The organism is Planktothrix serta PCC 8927 (assembly GCF_900010725.2).
In the GTDB taxonomy this organism is placed as follows: Bacteria; Cyanobacteriota; Cyanobacteriia; order Cyanobacteriales; family Microcoleaceae; genus Planktothrix; species Planktothrix serta.
Window position 1 is genome coordinate 123,566 of sequence record NZ_LR734832.1, and the last position, 22,306, is coordinate 145,871.

18 protein-coding genes and 1 tRNA gene are annotated in these 22,306 nt (G+C 41.2%); 11 read left to right on the forward strand and 8 right to left on the reverse strand.

From position 1 onward, the window contains the following. Window positions 1-132: 132 nt before the first annotated feature. The 4 genes from PL8927_RS03150 to nadA form a co-directional block, all read right to left on the reverse strand. Complete coding sequence (locus PL8927_RS03150) at window positions 133-1,431, reverse strand: glutamyl-tRNA reductase (RefSeq protein WP_083617533.1); 1,299 nt, start codon at window positions 1,429-1,431, stop codon at window positions 133-135. Between the two features lie 175 nt (window positions 1,432-1,606). Beyond that, window positions 1,607-2,644: a class II fructose-bisphosphatase gene (gene glpX / locus PL8927_RS03155; protein ID WP_083617791.1), complete on the reverse strand. Its 1,038-nt coding sequence runs from the start codon at window positions 2,642-2,644 to the stop codon at window positions 1,607-1,609. 330 nt (window positions 2,645-2,974) lie between these two features. After that, window positions 2,975-3,646, reverse strand: coding sequence for a TIGR04282 family arsenosugar biosynthesis glycosyltransferase (locus PL8927_RS03160; RefSeq protein ID WP_083617535.1), 672 nt, complete (start codon window positions 3,644-3,646; stop codon window positions 2,975-2,977). A gap of 140 nt (window positions 3,647-3,786) precedes the next feature. Next, window positions 3,787-4,761: a quinolinate synthase NadA gene (gene nadA / locus PL8927_RS03165; RefSeq protein ID WP_083617537.1), complete on the reverse strand. Its 975-nt coding sequence runs from the start codon at window positions 4,759-4,761 to the stop codon at window positions 3,787-3,789. Window positions 4,762-4,889: 128 nt separating this feature from the next. On the opposite strand from nadA, the gene PL8927_RS03170 reads away from it, so the two are divergent. Both PL8927_RS03170 and PL8927_RS03175 read left to right on the forward strand, forming a co-directional pair. Beyond that, window positions 4,890-5,822: a TIGR04168 family protein gene (locus PL8927_RS03170; protein ID WP_083617539.1), complete on the forward strand. Its 933-nt coding sequence runs from the start codon at window positions 4,890-4,892 to the stop codon at window positions 5,820-5,822. Window positions 5,823-5,847: 25 nt separating this feature from the next. Further along, a tRNA-Ser gene (locus PL8927_RS03175) sits at window positions 5,848-5,932 on the forward strand. A gap of 511 nt (window positions 5,933-6,443) precedes the next feature. Here the strand turns inward: PL8927_RS03175 and PL8927_RS03180 are convergent. Beyond that, entirely contained in the window at window positions 6,444-8,627 is a 2,184-nt protein-coding gene (locus PL8927_RS03180; RefSeq protein WP_083617541.1) for an O-linked N-acetylglucosamine transferase, SPINDLY family protein, read from the reverse strand. A gap of 215 nt (window positions 8,628-8,842) precedes the next feature. On the opposite strand from PL8927_RS03180, the gene PL8927_RS03185 reads away from it, so the two are divergent. The 3 genes from PL8927_RS03185 (at window position 8,843) to tumE (ending at window position 10,451) form a co-directional block, all read left to right on the forward strand. Then, complete coding sequence (locus tag PL8927_RS03185; protein WP_407947367.1) at window positions 8,843-9,544, forward strand: glycoside hydrolase family 108 protein; 702 nt, start codon at window positions 8,843-8,845, stop codon at window positions 9,542-9,544. 303 nt (window positions 9,545-9,847) lie between these two features. Continuing rightward, on the forward strand, window positions 9,848-10,078 hold the full coding sequence (gene tumA, locus PL8927_RS03190; RefSeq protein WP_083617545.1) for an antitoxin TumA: 231 nt from the start codon (window positions 9,848-9,850) through the stop codon (window positions 10,076-10,078). Next, window positions 10,068-10,451, forward strand: coding sequence for a toxin TumE (gene tumE / locus PL8927_RS03195; RefSeq protein WP_083617548.1), 384 nt, complete (start codon window positions 10,068-10,070; stop codon window positions 10,449-10,451). Before tumA ends, tumE begins: the two co-directional genes overlap by 11 nt. Window positions 10,452-10,628: 177 nt before the next feature. Here tumE and PL8927_RS03200 read toward each other — a convergent pair whose 3' ends face one another. Continuing rightward, a complete protein-coding gene (locus tag PL8927_RS03200) occupies window positions 10,629-11,972 on the reverse strand; it encodes a YegS/Rv2252/BmrU family lipid kinase (RefSeq protein ID WP_083617550.1) in 1,344 nt (447 codons plus the stop codon). A gap of 473 nt (window positions 11,973-12,445) precedes the next feature. Here PL8927_RS03200 and PL8927_RS03205 point away from each other — a divergent pair, with 473 nt between their 5' ends. After that, window positions 12,446-12,862 (forward strand): hypothetical protein, encoded by a 417-nt coding sequence (locus PL8927_RS03205; RefSeq protein ID WP_083617552.1) that lies wholly within the window; start codon window positions 12,446-12,448, stop codon window positions 12,860-12,862. Between the two features lie 9 nt (window positions 12,863-12,871). Here PL8927_RS03205 and ruvB read toward each other — a convergent pair whose 3' ends face one another. Next, on the reverse strand, window positions 12,872-14,005 hold the full coding sequence (gene ruvB, locus PL8927_RS03210) for a Holliday junction branch migration DNA helicase RuvB (protein ID WP_083617554.1): 1,134 nt from the start codon (window positions 14,003-14,005) through the stop codon (window positions 12,872-12,874). Between the two features lie 131 nt (window positions 14,006-14,136). Between ruvB and PL8927_RS03215 the strand changes: the two genes are divergently transcribed. Further along, window positions 14,137-15,552, forward strand: a complete 1,416-nt coding sequence (locus PL8927_RS03215; RefSeq protein WP_083617556.1) for an FAD-dependent oxidoreductase — start codon at window positions 14,137-14,139, stop codon at window positions 15,550-15,552. Window positions 15,553-15,683: 131 nt separating this feature from the next. Further along, window positions 15,684-17,297, forward strand: a complete 1,614-nt coding sequence (locus PL8927_RS03220) for a HEAT repeat domain-containing protein (protein ID WP_083617558.1) — start codon at window positions 15,684-15,686, stop codon at window positions 17,295-17,297. Window positions 17,298-17,616: 319 nt separating this feature from the next. Here the strand turns inward: PL8927_RS03220 and PL8927_RS03225 are convergent, their stop codons facing one another. Continuing rightward, complete coding sequence (locus PL8927_RS03225) at window positions 17,617-18,102, reverse strand: allophycocyanin subunit alpha-B (RefSeq protein ID WP_083617559.1); 486 nt, start codon at window positions 18,100-18,102, stop codon at window positions 17,617-17,619. Between the two features lie 166 nt (window positions 18,103-18,268). Here PL8927_RS03225 and rlmD point away from each other — a divergent pair, with 166 nt between their 5' ends. From rlmD to PL8927_RS03240, 3 genes are all read left to right on the forward strand, one after another. Beyond that, entirely contained in the window at window positions 18,269-19,690 is a 1,422-nt protein-coding gene (rlmD, locus tag PL8927_RS03230; protein ID WP_083617561.1) for a 23S rRNA (uracil(1939)-C(5))-methyltransferase RlmD, read from the forward strand. Between the two features lie 557 nt (window positions 19,691-20,247). Then, entirely contained in the window at window positions 20,248-21,294 is a 1,047-nt protein-coding gene (gene lpxD / locus PL8927_RS03235) for a UDP-3-O-(3-hydroxymyristoyl)glucosamine N-acyltransferase (protein WP_083617563.1), read from the forward strand. A 588-nt stretch (window positions 21,295-21,882) separates the two neighbouring features. After that, the gene (locus PL8927_RS03240; RefSeq protein WP_072717147.1) at window positions 21,883-22,284 is read left to right on the forward strand and encodes an AbrB family transcriptional regulator; all 402 of its coding nucleotides are present in this window, start codon (window positions 21,883-21,885) and stop codon (window positions 22,282-22,284) included. The last annotated feature ends 22 nt before the right edge of the window (window positions 22,285-22,306 follow it).

Here is a 22,306-nt window from a genome sequence, read left to right on the forward strand (position 1 = left end):
TTGCTATCAATCCCGCTAATACCCCAACAAAACTGCCCATATCTCCTTAGACAGATAGGGTTAACGGGGATCAAAAACTATTTTTGATCCCCGCGTTATTAGTAGAAAAAATTCAGGACAAACAGAGCCAACCTAACTATATTGCTGACTCGAATTCTTTTCCGGCTCTAAATTAAACAAAGTTTGTAAGGTTTGCATCGCACGACGTCGAGCTTCAATATCCTGTTGGGCGCGAAGTTGTACCATTGGGTCATGGAGAATTTTATTCACAATTCCCCGTGTTAAAGCTTCAATCACTTCTTGATGTTTATCAGCAAATTCTGAACCTAAACGAGATAAAGCTTTTTCTAATTCCTGTTCTCGGATCGTTTCAATTTTATCGCGTAAACAGTTAATTACCGGAACAGTTTCTAAACTGCGCCACCAAACATCAAAAGCTTGTACTTCTTCGTCTAATAGAACTTCGGCTTCCTGTGCCATTTGACGGCGACTCTCATGATTTTGGGCGACAACGGCTTTTAAATCATCCACATTATAGGCTTGAACATTCGCTAATTCACTCACGTCTGTAGCAATATTTCGGGGTACAGAAATATCCACTAACATCAACGATTGAGAGGGGGTTAAAATCGTTTCCAATTTAGCTCGATCTATAATTGGTTCTGTAGCCGAGGTACTCGTAAATACAATATCAGAATCCGCCATTACCGACATCATTTCCGACATTGTATAAATCTGTAAATTAGCATCGGGAAATTGATTGGCTAATTCTTTTGCTCGTCCTAAAGTTCGATTTAAAATTGAAATTTGGTTCGCACCTTTAGAGATTAAATGCTGAACTAATAAGCGAGACATTTTCCCCGCTCCTAAAATCGCAACGCGATGATTCCCTAAATTCTGCACCTTCATCTGAACTAATTCCACCGCAGCCGAACTAATAGAAACCGCACCTGTGCCAATACTGGTTTCGGTTCTCACCCGTTTTCCGGCGGTTAATGCTTGGGTAAATAAACGGTTAAGAATTCGACTAATCCCTTTATGTTGTTGACTTAATTTATGAGTTTGTTTAACTTGAGATAAAATTTGCCCTTCCCCTAAGACTAAACTATCTAAGCCAGAGGCTACTCTCATTAAGTGCATGATGGCATCATCATGAAGCAGAGTAAATAAATGGGGACGTAATTGATGTAAAGATAACTTACTTTTTTCTGATAAAAACTGAGTCACTTCCCGAATTCCGGGTTGAGTTTCGGTAGCAACTAAATAAATTTCTAAACGGTTACAAGTGCTAAGAATCGCCACTTCTTCAAGATGAGGATAACTCAATAAATGAGCGATCCCACCTTCTAATTGAGGTTCGGGAATACTCAATTTTTCACGAACTTCAACGGGCGCGGTCTTATGACTCAGACCTACAACAGCAATATTCATACAACAGTTGTTATAAATACGGGTTTAAAAATGGGTAATTAAACAGTAAACAGTTATCAGTAAACAGTTATTAGTCGTTAACCGTTTATCGTTAATCGTTATCGTTATCAATGGGTGGATAAAAACCAATAATTGATAACTGATAACTGATAACTGATTACTGATTACTGATTACTTAGTGCAACTGAATTGCCTTCGGTTTATCAAACATATGGACAGTATCGACAAAACGAGCAGTCTTAGACAGAGAAGAAATGACTAAACTTTGAGTCCGAGCGCCACCACTAAAGAAGCGCACCCCTTCCATCAAAGTACCCGGTGTAATCCCACAAGCTGCAAATAACACCGTTTCACCGGAAGCCAATTCATGGGAATTATAGACTTTATCAGGATCATTAATTCCCATTTCTTTGAGGCGAGCCAGATTACCCTCTCTGCTTTCCCCAATTAATCCTGTTTTCACCACTTCTGGATCATAGATTAACTGGCCTTGGAAGTGACCGCCTAAAGCCCGCATCGCCGCAGCCGAAATCACTCCTTCTGGTGCAGCCCCGATCCCCATGAGTGCGTGAATATTAGTTCCCGAAAATGCACAGGAAATGGCAGCCGAAACGTCACCATCACTAATCAAACGGACACGCGCACCCGCCTTGCGAATTTCTTCGATCAGTTCTTTATGACGGGGACGATCCATGACCACCACCACTAAGTCCTCAACGCTGCGGTTCATGCAGTCCGAGAGAATTTTCAGGTTTTCAGTGGCGGATTTGTTAATATCAACGTGATCCTTAGCCACCGCAGGAGCCGCTAATTTCTTCATGTAGAAATCAGGAGCCGCGAATAATCCGCCTTTTTCAGAAATCGCTAACACCGCCATCGAGCCATTTTGACCGTAGGCGACTAAGTTAGTTCCTTCGCAGGGGTCAACCGCAATATCAATTTCCAGCAGTTCGTCAGGGTTACAATATTTAGCCGCATCTTCTTGGGTACAGATCCCGACTTGCTCACCAATATAAAGCATGGGGGCTTCGTCCCGTTCCCCTTCCCCAATTACGATCCGTCCTCTCATGTGAATTTGGTTCATGCGTTTACGCATGGCTTCCACCGCCACATGGTCGGCTTCATTTTTGTCGCCTTTCCCCATCAAACGAGCAGAAGCAATAGCCGCTTGCTCGACGACTTCAATAATCTCTAATCCAATGACATTATCCACAGAATTTTCTCCTCCCAACAGTTTGAGATTGCCGGATTGATTACACACTCCCAGTGTTCCAGTCTATCAGAGGGGGGGATTTCCTTTTCATTTAGCCCAGCATAGTTTTTGTTAATTTTTACTGCGGGTTAGGGGATTAAGTTTGAGGGGTTATCGAAAATGGGAGCAAGAAGGAACAAAAACCATCAGGAACGTTGGTGTCGGGATGAATGGCGACGATCTAGTGCAGAATTCACTTACAAGAGTAGTAAAGTCTATCTGGCTAAGTGCCCCGCACCATTAGCGAAGCTTGGGTGTGCGGGAGTATGTCAAGATCCAAATTCCCATTTCTCAACTCAGATCGGATGCGGGACGTTGACTGCTGACCGTTGATTTTTGACGGTCTGTTTCCCGGTTATTGCTAAATTTATTAAAAACGAAATCTTCAGGGCGGTCAACATCTGATAACAGGGGTAATTCACCGACAGACAAATTGAGCATTTTAGAACGGTTAATGGTTTTTTGAAAGACTTCTGCGGTTCCCCAAGAAATTCCTGAGAATAATTCGGGAAAATAATCCTTTAACCCAATTAAATAATATCCCCCATCTTGAGCAGGGCCGAGAACAATATCGTGATGTTTGAGAGATTCAAACCCCTGAGCTAAAATATCTACAGTTAAACTAGGGCAGTCTGTACCAATGGTAATAATATCGGTTTTTCCTTCATGAAATGCGGTTTCAAAGGCTTTGCTCATGCGTTCACCTAAATCCCCAAAACATTGAGCATCATAAATTAAATCAGACCCCAACCAATTCTGCATAACATCTAAATTTCCTCCGGTAAACCTAACCTCAATGGATACAGAATTTAACGCCTGTAATTGTCGGGCAATTTTTAGGGTTTTTTCAGTCATTTGACGATGAAGATTAGCCGCGCCGATTTCTCCCAAAACTGGAATTAACCGTGTTTTTGTTTTTCCCGGTTCAGGATAGCGAGTAAAAATAATTAAATGTTTTTTCATAGGGTATGGGTATCCGTTTATTGATTGTTTTAAGGAAAAAAGGTTTCCTGGTTTTGCTTTAATCGGGAATTAGGGTTATTTTAAATTTGATCATCTCAGGGCGGGGAAACCCTGCCCCTACGACATAAAAGATTTGTCTGTTATTTACTCATTTCTAACATTCGTTGAATCGGACGCAAAGCGGCGATTCTGATTTCTTCAGAAATCGTAATTTCCGGCGTGCGATTTTTCATGGATAAATACAATTTTTCCAGGGTATTTAACCTCATGTGAGGACATTCATTACAGGCACAGCTACTCATTGGAGGCGCCGGAATAAAAGATTTACCTTGGGTTTCCTTTTCCATTTGATGAATAATTCCCGGTTCAGTCGCCACAATGAAACTAGACTTAGGGCTATTCTTAGCATACCTTAATAAGGCCGTTGTTGAACCAATATAATCGGCATGACGCAAAACCGGAGGTTCACATTCAGGATGAGCAATAATTTCTGCTTCTGGATGTTCAATTTTCAGTTGGACTAACTTTTTCTCAGAGAAGTTTTCATGTACCAGACAAGCCCCTTGCCATAGTAACAGGTCTCGCCCGGTTTCTGCGATTACATATCGTCCGAGATTGCGATCGGGGGCAAAAATAATCGGTTGATCTTCGGGAATTTGTCGGACAATATCCACCGCATTAGAACTGGTGCAAATAATATCACTCATGGCTTTAATTTCAGCCGTACAGTTAATATAGGACACCACCAGATGATCTTGATGTTCGGCTTTAAATTCAGCAAAAGCATCAGGGGGACAACTTTCTGCTAAAGAACACCCCGCATTTAAGTCAGGTAACAACACTAATTTATCAGGATTCAAAATTTTAGCTGTTTCTGCCATAAAGTGAACCCCCGCAAACACAATCACATCAGCATTCGTCTGGGAAGCTTGGCGAGATAACCCCAGAGAATCTCCAATATAGTCAGCAATATCTTGAATATCGGGATCTTGATAATAGTGGGCTAAAATAACCGCATTTAACTCTTGTTTCAAGACTTGAATCGCTGCAAACAAATCTTCGGGTAAATCCGTAACTTGAGAACCGTTTTGTCTGGGAAGTGTTGATGTAAACACAGTGAGAACCTTCTAGGAAGCGTGATTGATCTTGAATTGTAGCTCCTAATTATAGTCGAATTCACCAAAAAGGGGGCTTCACTCTTCCCTCAGAATTGCTTATCCTAGATTCAGAAACCTTTGAAATCATGACCGTTGTGAATATTAAACCGATTAAAATTGCCGTTGTTGGAGATGTTCATGATCAATGGGAAAACGATGACACCCTAGCGTTGAAGTCTTTAGGGGTTGATTTAGTGCTGTTTGTCGGGGATTTTGGCAATGAGGCGGTAGAGGTCGTGAGAAAGATCGCCTCGGTGGATATTCCCAAAGCGGTCGTTTTTGGCAACCATGACGCTTGGTACACCGCAACGGAATGGGGCCGCAAAAAATGCCCCTATAATCGCAAAACGGAAGATTGGGTACAAGAACAATTGGATATTATCGGGGCGGATCACGTTGGTTACGGAAAACGGGATTTTCCCCACCTGCAATTAACCGTTGTTGGCGGTCGTCCCTTTAGTTGGGGTGGCCCAGAATGGAAATATAACGGTTTTTACGAGGAACGATTTGGGGTTAATGGTTTTGCAGCATCCACTCAGCGCATGATTAAGGCGGTTCAAACCGCTACTTTTGACCGGATTCTGTTTTTGGGTCACAACGGCCCAACGGGGTTAGGAGAGGCTGCTGAGGCTCCCTGTGGCAAGGATTGGAGCCCGATCGGGGGAGATTATGGTGATCCTGATTTGGCGGAGGCGATCGCCTACAGTCGGACTTTGGGTAAAACCATTCCCCTAGTTGCTTTTGGTCACATGCACCATACCCTTCGCCATACCAAAACCCGTCCCCGTCAACGGTTAATTACCAGCCCGGAAGGGACGGTTTATCTGAATTCCGCTTGTGTGAGTCGGATTCGAGAAACGCCCCAAGGGAAGCAACGGAATTTTTCGATGGTGATGTTAGACCAAGACCAAGTATCGGAAGTCTCGTTAGTTTGGGTGGGTGAGGATTTTCAGGTGATTGAAACGGAATTGTTGTATTGCTCAACTCAGCACTTGGCACAATCGACATCCATGCTATAATTATTTAGCTCAACGGTGAGCAGTTGGAGAGGTGGCAGAGTGGTCGAATGCGCCTGACTTGAAATCAGGTGAACTGAAAGGTTCCGGGGGTTCGAATCCCCCCCTCTCCGTCCCAGGGCTGTTTCATTCTCGGATCTAAAATGCGATCGCCTGAGAATAGAGGGCGGGTTTAGGGAGATAATTACTGATCATTAAAGCTCGTCTCGGAACCCGCCCCTACGGTTTAATTGTTGATTACTGCTCAAATGCGATGCCGCAAGGCGGCGGCTACGCGAGCAGATTTTTTCAACAACAAAATGTAGGGGCGGGTTCTGTAATTATCTTCAATTCTAACCAATAATCTGACTAAACCCGCCCCTCTAAACCCGCCCCTCAGATGATGAGATCGCCTTTTTACTATTAATATGAAATCATATTTTCTGTTTAAATGTTGTCTAAAACTTGCCCCAGATCAAAGGTTTAGCGATCGCAAATTTTGAGAATGAAACAGCCCTGCCTTAACAAGGGGGGGACACGAGATCAAAGTCCCCCTTTTTAAGGGGGATTTAGGGGGATCTAATCTCGGCTGTAATCAGGGGTTTTCGGCTTAAGTTAACACCGATGGCGAGAAGCTTACCCAGCTTACAAGTTCTTAATGATTAATTGTTGTAAAATATCATATAAATTCTGAGCAAATTGTTGAGGATTCCAAAGAGGAGCTAAAGGTTCAGATTGTTTGGATTGAATTAACTTTTCTTGAACTGATTTTCTCAAGCTTTCATCCTGACCCAAACGTACCCCCCAGTTAATATAATCCTTCCAAGACTCAGCAATTCCTTCTGGAATCGATAATCCTTGCAAGAAAGAATAACCCATCCGCGATAAAAATTGTTCGCCTTTTCGAGTCACCACCGGAACATTAAACCATAACGCTTCTAAGGTATGAGTGCCCCCATTATAGGGATAGGAATCTAATAGAATATCGGCGATCGCATAAATTAAACGGTGTTCTTCCTCCTTGGGAAAACGAGATAAGAATTTAATCCGATGTTTCCCCACTCCTAAAGCATCACAAGCTTGACGATAAGTTGAAATCACAACCTCCTGATCCCCCAAGCCTTTATAAATTAAAAGACTATCGGGAACTTGCTTAAGAATTTCAATTTGAGCTTTCGCTAAATCCGCATTAAATTTGCGACCCGATGCTACGGATAAATACACGATTTGATCAGAACTAATTCGATAAGATTTGCGCGCTTGAATGAGATCAACCTCAACACGATTAAATCCCGAAACCGCCATAAACGAATTAGGCATCCGCAACAACTGTTCAGTATAATATTTTTCTGTTCCTTTGGGGTGAGTGTATTCATCTCCTAAAAAATAAGTTTGATCAGAAATTTGGAGCGCATCAAATCCTAACCAAGAAATACAAATCGGGGCGGGTTTTTGATAAAAAATATCCCCATGAATGGGTAAACTTAAAGCATCTAAATCTAAAATAATATCAATTTCATCGTTAGTAATTTCTTGAATAATTTCTTCCGGTGTGGGTAAGCCATTGGGATAGTGTTTGGGAATAAAAAATTTATGGGCGATCGCTTCAAATAACGGGGTGCGATCATCCGCTTGTAGACGATCCGTACAATAAAGATAGAGATTAACCGATAAATTCGATAACTCGCGTAAAACATCCAAACTGCACCACCCGACAGAATGACGATTAAAGTGGCTGGATAAAATCGCAATTCTTAAGGGAGAATGGGGAAATGTAGCAGGAATAGAAGTAGAAACTTGTTGATATTTAGGTTTAAGAGTCGTCTCAATATACTGTTTAGTAACCCGATGATGGAGCTTTGTATTTTTACTCAAATCATCCCTTAAATAGGGCATACTAAATAGTAAATTAGAGTAGAGAGATTTAATTTCTACTAATGTGGTTCGATTTAATTTAGAATATAATTGAGATTCTAATTTTAAAAACCGATCTTTAGCAATATGATTTAACCCCGATACTTGATAGATGCTAATGCTATAAATCGCCGACATAATCGGATCAATTTCGCCACAACATTCTACATACCGATCCACCGATTTACGCGCGGCTGCTAAGTTACTACTATCGCGGTAAATTCCACATAAATGTTGATGAGCTAAGGGCAAATTCGGCTTGAGTTCAATGGCTTTTTCTAATAAGGGAATTGCCTCTTTATATTTGCCCTGATGTCGTAACACCATCCCCATTTGACCATAGACTTCGGCAAAATCTGGCTTCAAGGCGATCGCTTTTTGCCAAGTGGCGATCGCTTCTTCAACTTTACCTTGGAGTGCCAATTGATTCCCTTGATTAAATAGAACTTCAGCCCCACCCAACTGAGGATTTAAAGCTAAGGCTTGTTGTTCAGAAGCTTGCGCTTCTGCATCCTGTCCTAAGTGTTTTAAAACTTGCGCTAAGTTCCAATGAACTGCCGCTAAATCCGGTTGTAAATTGACCGCCTGACGATAACTTTTAATCGCGGATTCAAATTGTCTTTGTCGGTAAAACATACTTCCCAAATTAGCATGAGCTTGGGCTAAATTGGGGTTATTTTGTAATGCTTGTTGATAAGAACGAATCGCCTCTTCAATTTGACCCTGTGCTTGGTAAACATTCCCCATTGTCACATAGGCTAATGCCCAGTTTGGTTCTATTGAAATCGCTTGTTGACAAGCTGCGATCGCCTCAGTATACAATTTCTGAGCATAATAACTTTCCGCCAGTTCTGTCCACCCTTGGGGACTATCAGGCTGCATTAAAACAGGATCAGAGGATTGATTCGGATTCACGGATATTTATTAATCAGGGAACAGGGAACAGGGAACAGGGAACAGGGAACAGGGAATAAATAGTAATCAGTAATTAGTAATTAGTAATCAGCTTAATAGGGAACAGCTTAACAGTCAACAGCCAACCGTCAACCGTCAACCGTCAACAGTCAACTGTCAACTTATCTGCTATCCTAGACTTTAACTTGTCGGTCACGACTGCCCTAAATAGCGTTATGGTAACTTTGATCCCCTCTAAACTGATGAATTGGAATTGGCAGCAAATGCTTCCTAAACAACTCCGAGCCAAACTCAAACCCCAAGCGATCGCCGGAATGGTGTTACTCACCTTAGCATTTTCGGTGGCGATTGGTAGCCAAAGTTGGGCAAGAAATAAAATTAGAAGTGATTACGAAACCAAATTATTTAATGCTGCTTTGGGATTTACGCTTTATTTTGAAGGAGGATTGAGCGATCATCCCTCCGATGTTGGAGGCAGAACCTATCGAGGAATTACCCAAGCTGAATATAATGCCTATCGCTCTGTCAGAGGATTACCCGGCTTAGATGTTAGCCAAATGTCTGAAACAGAATTAATCGAAATTTATAATAGTTATTGGCAGGGAAGTGAATCAGCAAAAATGCACCCGGCTTTAGCAATTGTGATGTTTGATACTGCGGTTAACTTTGGAATTAATAACTCCATTACCTTTTTACAACAAGCATTAGGACTGCCTCAAACCGGAACCTTTGATCAACAAACCCGTGAAGCCTTAGAACGAGGAAATAATCAATATACTGCATTACAAATCATTAATGAACGGATTTTATACCGTTATAAACGGGTTCAAGAAAATCCGAGTCAAATGGCATTTTTTCACGGTTGGTTAAGTCGGGATTATAGTTTATGGGGTTATGTCGAAAAGGTTAAAAATTAAGGCAATTGGGACTGAATTATGCAAAGAAACCGGGTTTTTAGATAACTTTTGCTTCTTAACCGATATCTTGTTTAAAAACCCGGTTTCTGAACCCACAAGCGGTCATAAGTTTAGCATATCAGCCGAAATTGTAGGTTGAGACTCAGCTATGCGTAACTGAAAATTAGACAACCGAAAAAACCAAGGTGCAGCACGTTCAACCACACTTTAATGAAATGCCATTACCCTTATCATTTTGCTAAGATGTAAGCAGTCACAAATATCAGTACCACAGATAAATCTATTACAAGGATTAAGAAGTCAATGCGTAAACAGACCATTCAATATACATCACCCTTAGATGCTTTAGTTGCTGTTGCTAAACGACTCAGCTTGTATGAAAACCAGCAAAAAATGGATTCAGAAGAATTCTTTAACCAATATAATCGAGGACTCGTATCAGATGATCGTCTATTTATAGAATGGGCTAATGATTATCGTCATTACCTAGCTTTACATCAAGAACTAGCCCAAAAATTGAACAATGTTGCTTAACATTTTATCAGATTATCTAGCGCAAATTGAACAAACTATTTTACAGTATAGCAATATTTATGTAGAACGTTATGAGGAAGAAATTTTAACCCCAAAACGAGCTAATCTGAGAATTAGATTGCGTTTTAATCAGACCTATTTACTAGAAATTAACGAGGCAATTATCATTACAGATAATCAATTAGAATTTCTTGATTACCGTTATCACTTTCAAGATGAAAATAATTGCTTGATTTTTCGCTATGACAGCACGCCACATTTTCCCAATCTCCAAAATTTCCCCCATCACAAGCACTTACAGAATGATGTGATTGCTTCGGAAAAACCAGAAATTAGCCAAGTTTTAAAAGAAGTAAATCAGATGTTCCCTTAGTCTGCTTAAAAAAGGTGGGGGACAAGATGTTAAGAAGAATTTGTGTTAAAGGCGCGATCGCTCTTTGGGAATCAATCAAAAAGTGCCCAAACAAAAGAAACCAGGTTTTTCAGATCACCTTTACGTCTTAACCGATATCTTGTGTAAAAGCCCGATTTCTAAGCCGCCCTCAAGTTCTCAGTTAATCTGTTCCCTATATTCATCCATTTCTACCTCATTTAATGTTGCTATTTCTTCAATGGGAGGAAAGGAGGAGAAAGCGGGACTCAATATTTTTAATCCTCTGGAAACACATTTAACTTCTATCGGTGTTGTCCCAATAATTTCACCATCTAAAACTACTTTTTGGGGCGGATTTGTTGTAATTTTAATACTTTGAGTCCGAAACCCAATCATATTATCCCGTTGAAGTTCTGTTTTCAGTAAACCCGCACCTAATAAACGCACCATTCCCGCCAGAGCTTGCATTTTATCGACCGGAGACGTATACATTAAGACTTCTAATAATCCATCATCAGGAATAACCTGTCCCAATCCTTGTGCTAAAACCGAAGTTGCAGGAGCGACATTGGCAACCGTAATCGCGGCGGCTTCAAATTGACTCATTTCGCCATTAATTTCAATTTCAGTTTCAAAGTCGGTTTGTTCATTTAATTGTTGCCATCCTGCCATAATATAAGCTAACGGCCCCCAGCGTTTTTTAGCATCTCGATCCGCTTTACTCACGGTTTCCGCTTCAAACCCAATTCCGGCTAATAAAATCATCGGTAAACCATTGCAATAGGCAGCATCAATCGTGCGGATTAATCCAGCAATAATCACTTCACAAGCGCCCTGAGTATTAGTCGGAATTCCCAACGCCACCGAAAAGGCGTTAGCTGTTCCTCTGGGGATAATTCCTAATGGAATATTGGTATTAATCACGGCTCCTGCTACGGCGGAAACCGTCCCGTCTCCCCCCGATGCAATTACTAAATCAACTTGTTGTTCTAACGCTTCCCGTGCTAATTCCGTTGGATCAGTTTCGGGCGTTGTTAAGTAAACTTTTAAGTGAAAATAGGGTTCTAATAATTGTCGAATTAATAATAAATCTTGATTAGCATTTCCCACCCCTGAAACGGGATTAAAAATTAAATAAGCAGAACGAGTTCGTCGCAGTTGAACAATAATTGCTTCGGCGGTTCCCGTATTAGTAGCAATCGGAATATTATGAAGGTTACAAACTCTAAATAAGGTTAATAAAGGGAGTTCATAAAGGGTCGTTTTGATCGGGTCTACCCAATAAATGACGGCTACAATTTCTTCCCCGGTAATGATTTTAGAGGCGATGACAATATCCCCTCCTTGTTGCAACGGTAAAACAGTCTCAACGTTTAACCAGGTCTTTTGTTTTAAAGAACCTGCGAGATTGTCTACACCAATGAGGCGGTAATGGGAGAGAACATTCTCGTGTTGTGTGACAAAGTTTACGAGAGTTTCTTGCTGAGTCTCATCAGCCAGCAGTACAATAATCGCCGACATAATTTACCCACTCTTATTGGAATGATGAATATGATATCGTGAATTGGCTTGAATATGCTTCTACACTCATGCTAATACAACCGTACAGTCTGTCAATATTATCCCCTAAAAAAGAAAAAACTCCGTGATTCCACAAAGGTGTGATGTCACGGATTTTTGTCCCCTGGTATAACAATCGGTGAATTTACTAATATGTTTGCATATCCATCCGGGTATGCTCGGAGTAATTCATCGATTTCACGAAATCTTTACAAAAAATCCCGCTTATATCAATTTTTGATAAAATTCTCCTCCGAAAAGGGGATAGGGGAAATGCTTCTGGTGATTTCATCCACCCGTTTAAGGATTACAACTCCTACGTTTCGGCTTATAACCCTAGATAGATGACAATTGAACCCTATAATTTCACGCTATTAAAGCAGGAAGGAATTGATTTCGATTCCAGCTTGGGGCTAACTGATTAAAAGGTAATTATGCAGCGTTTAATTCTTCGCTTAAAGCAAGTGAGTGTCCGATGGGCGATCGCTCTTATTTTAACAGGATTAATAGGGGTGGGATGGGGAATATTCATGACTCCTGTTGTTGCTGAATCACTCACCCCAAAAGCCAACTTTTATAACATCCCCGGCAAAAATACTGAGAATTTGGATTTACAAAAAGCCTCTGATGCGGCTAAAAATGCCTCGGAAAAAGTGTTTGATCAACTCGATACCACTAAAAAGGTAGTCGGTAAAACCGAAAAAAGAAACGAAGCCATTGAAAATGCTAGAAACATTGCTCATAAAAACTTAAATGATCAAGCAGACCGAGCCAAAGCAGCAGAAAATCCTGATGTTCCTTTAGGGCCGAATGAAAAGCTATTTTATAAAGGATTACAAGGAGAATTATAAACTCCAACTTTAACGATTTTCAGGATGATCAAATCCTAAATGTTTCCAAGCCGCAGGCGTCGCAATCCGACCCCGATTTGTGCGTTGAATAAACCCAATTTGCATTAAATAAGGTTCATAAACTTCTTCAATAGTTTGGGTATCTTCCCCGGTCATTGCCGCCATTGTTTCTAATCCTACTGGCCCCCCTTTAAATTTCTCAATAATGGCGGTTAACATATTTCGATCCGTCCAATCTAATCCCATCGGATCAACATTAAATACTTCTAAGGCAATATTAGCAATTTCCGCATTAATTTCTCCCGTACTTTTGACTTGCACATAATCTCGAACTCGACGTAATAACCGATTAGCAATTCGAGGTGTTCCCCTAGCACGTTGAGCAATTTCTACAGATCCTTCTAAGGTAATGGGAGTATTTAATAATTTGGCAGTCCGTTGGACAATTAAACTTAATTCATCGATTTCATAAAAGCGTAATCGTTGAATAATTCCAAAGCGATCGCGTAACGGAGCCGTTAAAGAACCCACCCGTGTTGTCGCTCCTACAATCGTAAACGGTTTAAGCGGAATACTGCGAGTTTTCGCCGATCGCCCTTGACCAATGGTAATATCTAATCGGCAATCTTCCATCGCCGGATATAAAATTTCTTCAGCGACTTTTGATAACCGATGAATTTCATCAATAAATAACACTTCTCCCGGCTTTAAACTTACTAATAATCCCGCAATATCACGCGGTTTTTCTAACGCCGGAGCCGTCGTAATTTTACACGTTACCCCCATTTCTGATGCTAAAATCAGGGACATGGTGGTTTTTCCCAACCCCGGAGGGCCATATAATAATAAATGATCTAAGGGTTCCTGACGAGATTTTGCGGCTGCGATCGCAATCGATAAAACATCTTTTAAATCTTTTTGTCCAATATAATCTTCTAACCGATGGGGACGAATTTTTTCATCCTGTTGACGATTAATTTCTTCCTGGGGTGTGGCTTCGGCTTCTAATAAATAATCCAACTCATCAATCGGCTCAGTAGTTTTAGATTTTCGGGATTTTTTAGCCGTTGGAGTCGCCAACCCAGAGAACTCATCGGAGGGTTCAGGTTCAGGGGACTGCTTTTTTGAAGAAATAATCGCCATAATAGACTTACGCTATATAAGGGCTATAGGTTACAGGTTAGCAGGTTTGGGGATGAATTAGTTCTGATCCTCTCCTGTTCTTCCCTTTAATATTTAACCATTAATTGTCAATAGATTTGAGGAGTTCATTCATGTCTTCCAATTACATCGGTGATCATGCTTTAGTCATGGGTGGGAGTATGGCTGGGTTATTCACCGCTAGAATATTAGCCGATCATTTTGCTCGTGTTACCTTAGTTGAACGGGATCAATTTCCTGAACAGCCTCAACTCCGTTCGGGAGTTCCTCAGAGTAGCCACACCCATATTTTATTACTCAAAGGGCAACAAATTCTTGAGCAATTATTTCCCGGTTTCCAATCTGAATTAATCGCTAGAGATGCAACTTGGGTTGATTGGATTAATGAGGGTTTAATGTTAAGTCCTAGCGGTTGGCAACCCCGTTTTCCGTCAGCATTTCAGACTGTTCCCTGTAGTCGTCCCTTATTAGAATGGGTGATCTATCAGCGATTAAAAACGATTCCCAATATTAAGATTATAGAAAATGCTCAGGTTAAAAGTCTTTTAACCCAGGCTGAAATTCATAAAATTACCGGAGCAAAAATACAATTTAAAGACTCAAATCATTCTCAAGAGTTAATGGCTGATTTAATTGTAGATGCCACTGGTCGTCAATCCAAATTACCCCAATGGTTAAAAGAATTGGGTTATCCAACTCCACCGGAAACCGTGATTAATTCATTTTTAGGTTATGCCAGCCGTTGCTATCAACAACCTCAAGACTTTAAAGCAGATTGGAAATCAATTTATATTTGGGCTAAACCGCCATTTGATAAACGGGGAGGTTTAATTTATCCGATTGAGAAAAAACGTTGGATTGTTACTGTAGTAGGCAATAATCGAGATTATCCTCCCCAGGATGAAACAGGCTTTTTAGACTTTACTCGGAGTCTGCGAAGTCCCGTAATTTATGAAGCGATTAAAACGGCTCAACCCCTTTCCCCAATTTATACTTATCGAGGCACAGGAAATCATCGCCGTTACTATGAACAATTATCGGATTTACCCGACGGTTTAATTGCCCTTGGAGATGCCGTTTGTACCTTTAATCCGGTTTATGGTCAAGGAATGACTGTTGCTGCTTTAGGCGCGTTAACCTTAGATCAATGCCTGCGCGAACACTACCCCCAGACTCAATTTCCTCAACAGTTTTATCGCCAACTCGCTAAAGTTCTGAATCAGCCTTGGTTAATGGCAACAGGTGAGGATTTTCGTTGGCCCGCTACCGAAGGCGGAAAACCGAATAGGATGACAAAATTATTGCACCAATATTTAGATCAGATTTTGGCGTTAGGAGTCAAGCATCCTAAAATTTATCAGTCTTTTGTAGAAGTCATGCATATCACAAAACCAGCCTATACATTATTTCATCCTGAATATATTTTAAGGGTATTCGGACGATGGATTGTTTCACAGGAAGCTCAAGAGGTTGCTGTTGAAGACCAACCGATCCCAAAACTGGTATCTGAATCTAGCAGATCGAGATAAAATCAAGATTAATCTAATTAAAGTTGACGGTTGATCGTTAACTTTCAAGAAAAACGCCAGTCTGTCCTCGTGTTGACCTTTCTCCCTAACTCCCCTTTCTTCCCTTGCTTCCCCTGGTTTCACCCAATTTAATGACTAATTTCTCCGATGTTGAAATCCTGAAAACACGGCTGTATCAGTTGAGTGATGAACAACTCAAACAAGACTATTTGCGAGGTGCATTAACTTTTGATTTTCTCGCAAAAGTGTTGGCAGAAGTTGAGTCCGAAGAATTGATGCTGCGCCTGGTGAGTTTGGCTTTAAAATTCAATGTCATTCAAGGAACGTTGTTAACAAAAACCGTTAAACCTGAATTTCAAAACAAAGCCTTTTCTCTGGTGATCCAATTAAATCTCCCGCTTCCTTTAAAAATTCGTCTATTAGGACAAACTCGTTCACCTCTGTTAATTCCTTGGCTTCTCAAAGGATTAAATCATCCGAATGAACCGATCAATGCTTGGTCAGCTTGGGCACTTGTTCAAATCGGTCAAGCGGCCGAACGTTCATTATTAAAAGCGTTAAAAGATCCTGTACAAAAAATCCGCCTTTGGGCTATTTGGGGATTAGGACAAATTGGCAGTGATCGAGCAATTCGAGGATTAATTCTTGCCCTTAACCATGAAGATAGTCAAGTTCGTTGGCGAGCCGCTGCGGCATTAGGAAAAATCAAAAATCGTTTAGCGATCACAAAATTAAGAGAAATTTTAGTATCTGATCCCGATCATTATGTTCGAGGTCGGGCGGCTACTGCTTTAGGATTTTTAGGAGGAGCCTCGGCAATTACGAGCTTAAAAAATGCCTTAGATGATCGAGAATTTTATGTTTATACGAATGCCGTTTATGGATTAGAAACGATTAATGATTCTTTTGCTATTAAGGTACTTTTACAAGCACTTAATCATAATAATGCCGATGTCAGAACCCGTGTTGTTGAAGTATTAGGTCGAATTGGCGATGAATTTGTTGTTAATAAACTGCTGAAGAGAATTCATGATCCCGATCCTTTTGTCCGGGCAAAAGTTGTGGAAACTATTCAATCTATGAATACGCCTTCGGCAATTAATGGACTCAAAACAGCATTGAATGATACCGATATGTATGTTCGTTCATGGGCGGAAACTGCTTTAGAAAAATTAGATTCTTCTCAATCAACTACGTTCTTAAAAACCTTATTAAATCCTGATATTGTTTCGCCCTATTCTAATTTACCTAAACTTTGGATTGCTTCTAAGGTACAAGCGAGTAACTATATTTTAGAGCAATTTCAAGGGGCAAATATTCGCTATTTAATTTCGATTGGGAGTCCGGGTAGTGAACTTCCTGAAGGGTTTAATCGGGTTCAGACGCGGTTGCGATTAGAATTTGATGATATTGATACGCCTTATCATGATCCTGAATATATTTTACCCAGTCTTAAACATATTTTAGAAGCTCTGCATTTTATGAAATCTGTTCATGCTAAACAAGGGGATTTATTAATTCATTGTCAAGCGGGTATTAGTCGTTCAACTGCGATCGCATTCGTTCTTTATGCCTATCGTTTAGGGATGGGAAAAGAAGAAGAAGCTCTTAAGTATATTGTAACGGTTCAGCCTCAAGCTATTCCTAATCAATGGATTGTAGAATTAGCTGATATTGCCCTGAAACGAGGAGGGCGGTTAATTCAAGCTTTACGCAATTATCGCCGTTCTTTTCAGAATTCTTGAGGGAACAGGGAACAGGGAACAGGAGGAAAAACAGTTTATTATAGCAATCCTCAATGATTTGTGATCAAAACCTGTAGGGGTGGCGTCCCTCCCAACCCTCTTTGTGCCTGGGTTGGGAGGGACGCCACCCCTACGATAAAATATTATATGAAGTTCTTAAATGTTTGCTACAAATACTTGATCGGGTGGCTATTTCCTATTCCCTCCTGTTCCCTGTTCCCTGTTTCCTGTTCCCTGTTCCCTGTTCCCTGCTATAAAAAAATCTGTGGAGACGCACACCGGGTACGCCTCTACAGACACCTCAAACCCATGCTTAAAATTAGGACATGGCTTGAATGATAAAGTCAAAGTAGGGGGCTGCTTCTGTAGCATCTTCGTCATCGAGTAACGCCAGAGACGCTTCTTTGAGACAACGGACGGCTTCCACCATTCCGGGCATGGGAACGCCTAAAGAGTTGTACATTTCTTTGACGCCGACCAAACCAATGCTTTCAATCGGATCTTTGTCACCTGACAGAATCCCATAGGTAATTAAGCGCAGATACCAACCATAATCCCGAATACATAAAGACCGTTCCCGTGAACCCGACGCATTGCCACCGGGGGCAATAAAGTCAGGACGTTTTTTCCAAAGTTGGTTACTAGCACGGTCTACAATCTTTTTTTCATTATCGGCAAGTGTCGAAGCAATCCGTACACGCTGTTCACCCGTCTTTAAAAAGTCATTGATGCTTTTGAGTTCACCAACACTCGGATAACGGAGTTCATCATCAGCTTTGAGAATAACTTGGCTAACTACTGTCATCTAAAACCTCAAGAGCTATTAAAGTTTTTCAAGATACCATTAAGTAGTTTAGCGACTCAGGGGGATCTGGGGAAGCAGTTAATTGTAAATCGAGAGTTATCTGCCTAGATCGGCATGAATAATCACCCCTGAAGCGTTAACAATTCTTAATTTTTAATGCTTAATAATGATGTGGCAGCAAGGACAACAAGTTGAAGTCGAAATTACCGATTTGACCGATGACGGGAATGGAGTCGGTCGTTATCAAGATCGGGTCATCTTTGTCCCTGATACGGTTCCAGGCGACCGGGTGTTGGTGCGACTGGTGCGCGTCAAAAGCAAATATGCAGAAGGGAAGTTACAGGATATTTTAGCAGCCTCTCCCGCTCGCATCACTCCCCGATGTATTGTAGCGGACAAATGTGGGGGCTGTCAGTGGCAACACGTTGAGTATGAGACTCAATTACAGGCTAAACGGGATTTAGTGGTTAAAACCTTAGAACGCATTGGGGGATTTATCCAGCCTCCGGTGGATCAGATGTTAGCCGGAGAGTCGGCGTTAGGATATCGCAATAAAGTCACCTATCCCCTAGGACGTTCTGCAACGGGTCAAGTCCAGGCGGGTTATTTTCAGAAACAGAGTCATCGTTTAATCAACTTAAATCAATGTCCGGTACAGGATCAACGTCTAAATCCGTTACTGGCTAATATTAAGCTGGATATTCACAACCGAGGCTGGTCGATTTATGATGAATCCCAACACCGAGGAAAAATTCGCCATCTGTCCTTAAGAATTGGACGACGCACTGGGGAAATATTATTAACTTTAATTGCGACTCAGGCAAGTTTACCCGGACTCAACGAACAAGCGGAAACTTGGTTAGAACAATATCCTTCTTTAAAGGGAGTTTGTTTAAATCTGAATCCTGATCAAACGAATATGATTTTTGGTGAGCAAACACGCTGTTTAGCGGGTCAACCTTATTTACAAGAAGAATTTGGGGGATTAACGTTTTTTCTCAGACCCGATACGTTTTTTCAAATCAATACAGAAGTGGCGGAAGCGTTATTACAAATAATGCTACAACAACTTAATTTACAAGGCACTGAACGGATCGTTGATGCCTATTGTGGAATTGGGACGTTTACCTTACCTTTGGCTCAGGATTTACTGCAAAAACAAGCAGGTTCTATGCAGTCGTTAAATCTTCCTCAAGTTATGGGTTTGGAAGTACAAGAAAGTGCTATAGAACAAGCTCGACAGAATGCTATTTTTAATCGAATTGACAATGTTGAGTTTAAACTGGGAACGGTGCAAAAGTTGTTACCGCAGTTAGGATATAAACCTGATCTTGTTTTACTTGATCCTCCTCGCAAAGGATGCGATCGCACTGTATTAGAAACTTTGTTGAATTTGCAACCGCAACGACTGATCTATATCAGTTGTAAACCTGCAACTCTAGCACGGGATCTGAAGATTTTATGTGAAACGGGAGTCTATGAATTAATCCGGGTACAACCTGCGGATTTTTTCCCGCAAACTTCCCATGTTGAATCGATGGCTTTCTTGCAGTGTTCATCGCCCGAAAATAGCTTAACTGCAAATTAGAGTGTCAGTTATTACATAAACAACTGACTATTGAGATCGGGTTACTCGGATCTAAAATGCGATCGCTGCTCAGAAGAAAGAAAGGGCGGGTTTAGGGAGATAATTATTGATCATTAAAGATGGTCTCGGAACCCGCCCCTACGGTTGTTAATTATTCTTGAAATGCGATCGCGATTTTTTCAACAACAAATTGTAGGGGCGGGTTCTGTAATAATATTGAATTCTAATCAATAATCTGGTTAAACCCGCCCCTCTTCAATGCGATCGCATTTTAGATCCGAGAATTAAACAGCCCTGGCTTGTGAGGGGTGACTCGGTAACGGGCGTGAATCCTGATGTGTAATTTTTTGACATAAAAATTTGTTAACTCACGATCAGATTCATAATATAATAGAAAAAAAATAACGCTAAATTCGGGCTAAGGTCGTTCTCCTGGATCAACTAGGAAGTGTTAGTCAATATGTGGTTCATCATGGGCCTGTGGGAGTGTTAATCGTACAATCCCATCCGTCTTAAAAATATCTTAAAATTTGTTGCCCCTGCCCTTGTTTCTAAAAATGAAGTTTAGTGAACTGGTTGAAAAACTCAACTCGGAAATTGCTGGTCAGAGTTTGACCCAAAACCCCGCCCTCAACCCGGATATTTATGGGGTGGCCGCGGTGGATGCAGCCCCATCTGGAACCCTGAGCTATATTGAAGGGTTAAAATTTGCTTCCTTTGTACAGTGTTCAGACGCGAGTGCGTTGATTTTACCCTTGGATGAATCGTTACAAATTCAAGCTACAGAACAGGGTAAAGCGTGGATTTCCGTGGCAAATCCTCGGCTGGTTTTTGCCGAAGCGATCGCTTTATTTTATCGACCTTATCAACCCCAACCCCAAATTCATCCCACAGCAGTTATTGACAGAAGTGCCCAAATAGGATCAGAGGTTTATATTGGCCCCCATGTTGTAATTCAAGCGGGGGTAACGATTGGAAATCGGGTGTGTTTACATCCGAATGTGGTGATTTATCCAGAGGTAAAAATTGGCGATCGCAGCATTCTACACGCCAATTGTACGATTCATGAACGGACTCAAATTGGTTGTGATTGTGTGATTCATAGCGGGGCGGTGATTGGCTCCGAAGGCTTTGGTTTTGTTCCTACAGCTTCGGGTTGGGTGAAAATGGAACAATCAGGAATTACAGTCTTAGAAGACAGTGTGGAAGTTGGATGTAATAGTACGATTGATCGTCCGTCCGTGGGAGAAACTCGCATCGGAAAAGCCACGAAACTAGATAATTTAGTTCATATTGGTCACGGTTGTACTGTTGGGCAGAATTGTGCCTTTGCGGGCCATGTCGGATTAGCCGGGGGTGTCACCGTCGGGAATGGGGTATTACTGGCGGGTCAAGTCGGTATTGCTAATCAAGTTAAAGTTGGAGATCGAGCGATCGTTACGGCTCAATCTGGAGTTCATAGTGATATTCAACCCGGAGATATCGTTTCTGGTTCTCCGGCTCTTGCTAATCGGCTTTATTTAAAGACTTGTGCGGTTTATAAACGATTACCTGAACTGTACCAATCCTTAAAAGCTTTGGAACGTCGTTTCAAGGATTCTTAGGGGTTGGCTGTTGACGGTTGGCTGTGTAGAGACTAAGCATGGCTAGTCTCTACTGAGTGATTACTGATTACTATTTATTCCCTGTTCCGGTGTTAAGCTGTTCCGGTGTTAAGCTGATTACTGATTACTGATTACTGATTACTGATTACTGACGCAAGCGTGAGATTTTTTTGAAGTGTAATCACGGATGTATTGATCTGTCTTGACGGCGGATCTTTTTTAATGGTATGGAGGAAGGCCACAGGGATAATTTTGATCAGGGGGAGAGGACTTCCTGAAAAAATTGCTTCCGGTGACTCTGTAGAAATAAAATCGGACGACTATGAAATTTTCAAGACACCAGACCAGGTATGAGTTCAAGTACCACCGAATAAGTCGATCTTCCCCTGTTCAATCTCAACGGGATTTTTAAGTCCCGTTTTTTTTCTCTAGGGAGAGATGCTGATTTCTGTATGGAAAGATTTGTAACTTAGAAAAAAAAATATTTGTCAAATTGATGAATTTAAGTATATATTATTTTTTATAAGTCCAAAAAGTTGAATTGGATAAAAATTACCTGCGTAGAGAAGTAAGGAGATTAAGAACAAGATGAATAAACCTGCACCAACTCCCTTAACCGGAAAGGCTCTGCTTCAAAAAGTAAAAGAACTGTCTCATATGCCCCGGCGTGAAACAGCAAAGCTGTGCGGTTATTACAGCACCACAAAGGACAACCAGGTGCGTGTCAATCTCACAGATTTTTATGACGCAGTGCTCAAAGCACGGGGTATTCCGCTTAGTCCCGATGGTACAAAAGATGGTCGGGGTCGGGAAGCAACTTATATGGTGAGCGTTCACAAAAATGGTCAAATTGTGATTGGCTCAACCTACACCAAAGAAATGGGTCTTAAACCCGGTGATGAGTTTGATATCAAGCTGGGATACAAGCATATTCACCTGATTCAAGTCGAAAATGGGAAAGACGCCAGCAGTGGCGATGAAGAAGAGTAAATTCCCTGATCTGAGCCATTAG

Excerpts from the sequence above, each read along its gene's own strand:
- lpxD (WP_083617563.1), top strand. The coding sequence starts at position 20,248 with ATGAAGTTTAGTGAACTGGTTGAAAAACTCAACTCGGAAATTGCTGGT.
- PL8927_RS03205 (WP_083617552.1), top strand. The coding sequence starts at position 12,446 with ATGCAGCGTTTAATTCTTCGCTTAAAGCAAGTGAGTGTCCGATGGGCG.
- PL8927_RS03150 (WP_083617533.1), bottom strand. The coding sequence starts at position 1,431 with ATGAATATTGCTGTTGTAGGTCTGAGTCATAAGACCGCGCCCGTTGAA.
- PL8927_RS03220 (WP_083617558.1), top strand. The coding sequence starts at position 15,684 with ATGACTAATTTCTCCGATGTTGAAATCCTGAAAACACGGCTGTATCAG.
- PL8927_RS03215 (WP_083617556.1), top strand. The coding sequence starts at position 14,137 with ATGTCTTCCAATTACATCGGTGATCATGCTTTAGTCATGGGTGGGAGT.
- PL8927_RS03225 (WP_083617559.1), bottom strand. The coding sequence starts at position 18,102 with ATGACAGTAGTTAGCCAAGTTATTCTCAAAGCTGATGATGAACTCCGT.
- PL8927_RS03160 (WP_083617535.1), bottom strand. The coding sequence starts at position 3,646 with ATGAAAAAACATTTAATTATTTTTACTCGCTATCCTGAACCGGGAAAA.
- PL8927_RS03240 (WP_072717147.1), top strand. The coding sequence starts at position 21,883 with ATGAATAAACCTGCACCAACTCCCTTAACCGGAAAGGCTCTGCTTCAA.
- PL8927_RS03200 (WP_083617550.1), bottom strand. The coding sequence starts at position 11,972 with ATGTCGGCGATTATTGTACTGCTGGCTGATGAGACTCAGCAAGAAACT.
- ruvB (WP_083617554.1), bottom strand. The coding sequence starts at position 14,005 with ATGGCGATTATTTCTTCAAAAAAGCAGTCCCCTGAACCTGAACCCTCC.
- PL8927_RS03170 (WP_083617539.1), top strand. The coding sequence starts at position 4,890 with ATGACCGTTGTGAATATTAAACCGATTAAAATTGCCGTTGTTGGAGAT.
- rlmD (WP_083617561.1), top strand. The coding sequence starts at position 18,269 with ATGATGTGGCAGCAAGGACAACAAGTTGAAGTCGAAATTACCGATTTG.
- PL8927_RS03185 (WP_407947367.1), top strand. The coding sequence starts at position 8,843 with ATGGTAACTTTGATCCCCTCTAAACTGATGAATTGGAATTGGCAGCAA.
- tumE (WP_083617548.1), top strand. The coding sequence starts at position 10,068 with ATGTTGCTTAACATTTTATCAGATTATCTAGCGCAAATTGAACAAACT.
- tumA (WP_083617545.1), top strand. The coding sequence starts at position 9,848 with ATGCGTAAACAGACCATTCAATATACATCACCCTTAGATGCTTTAGTT.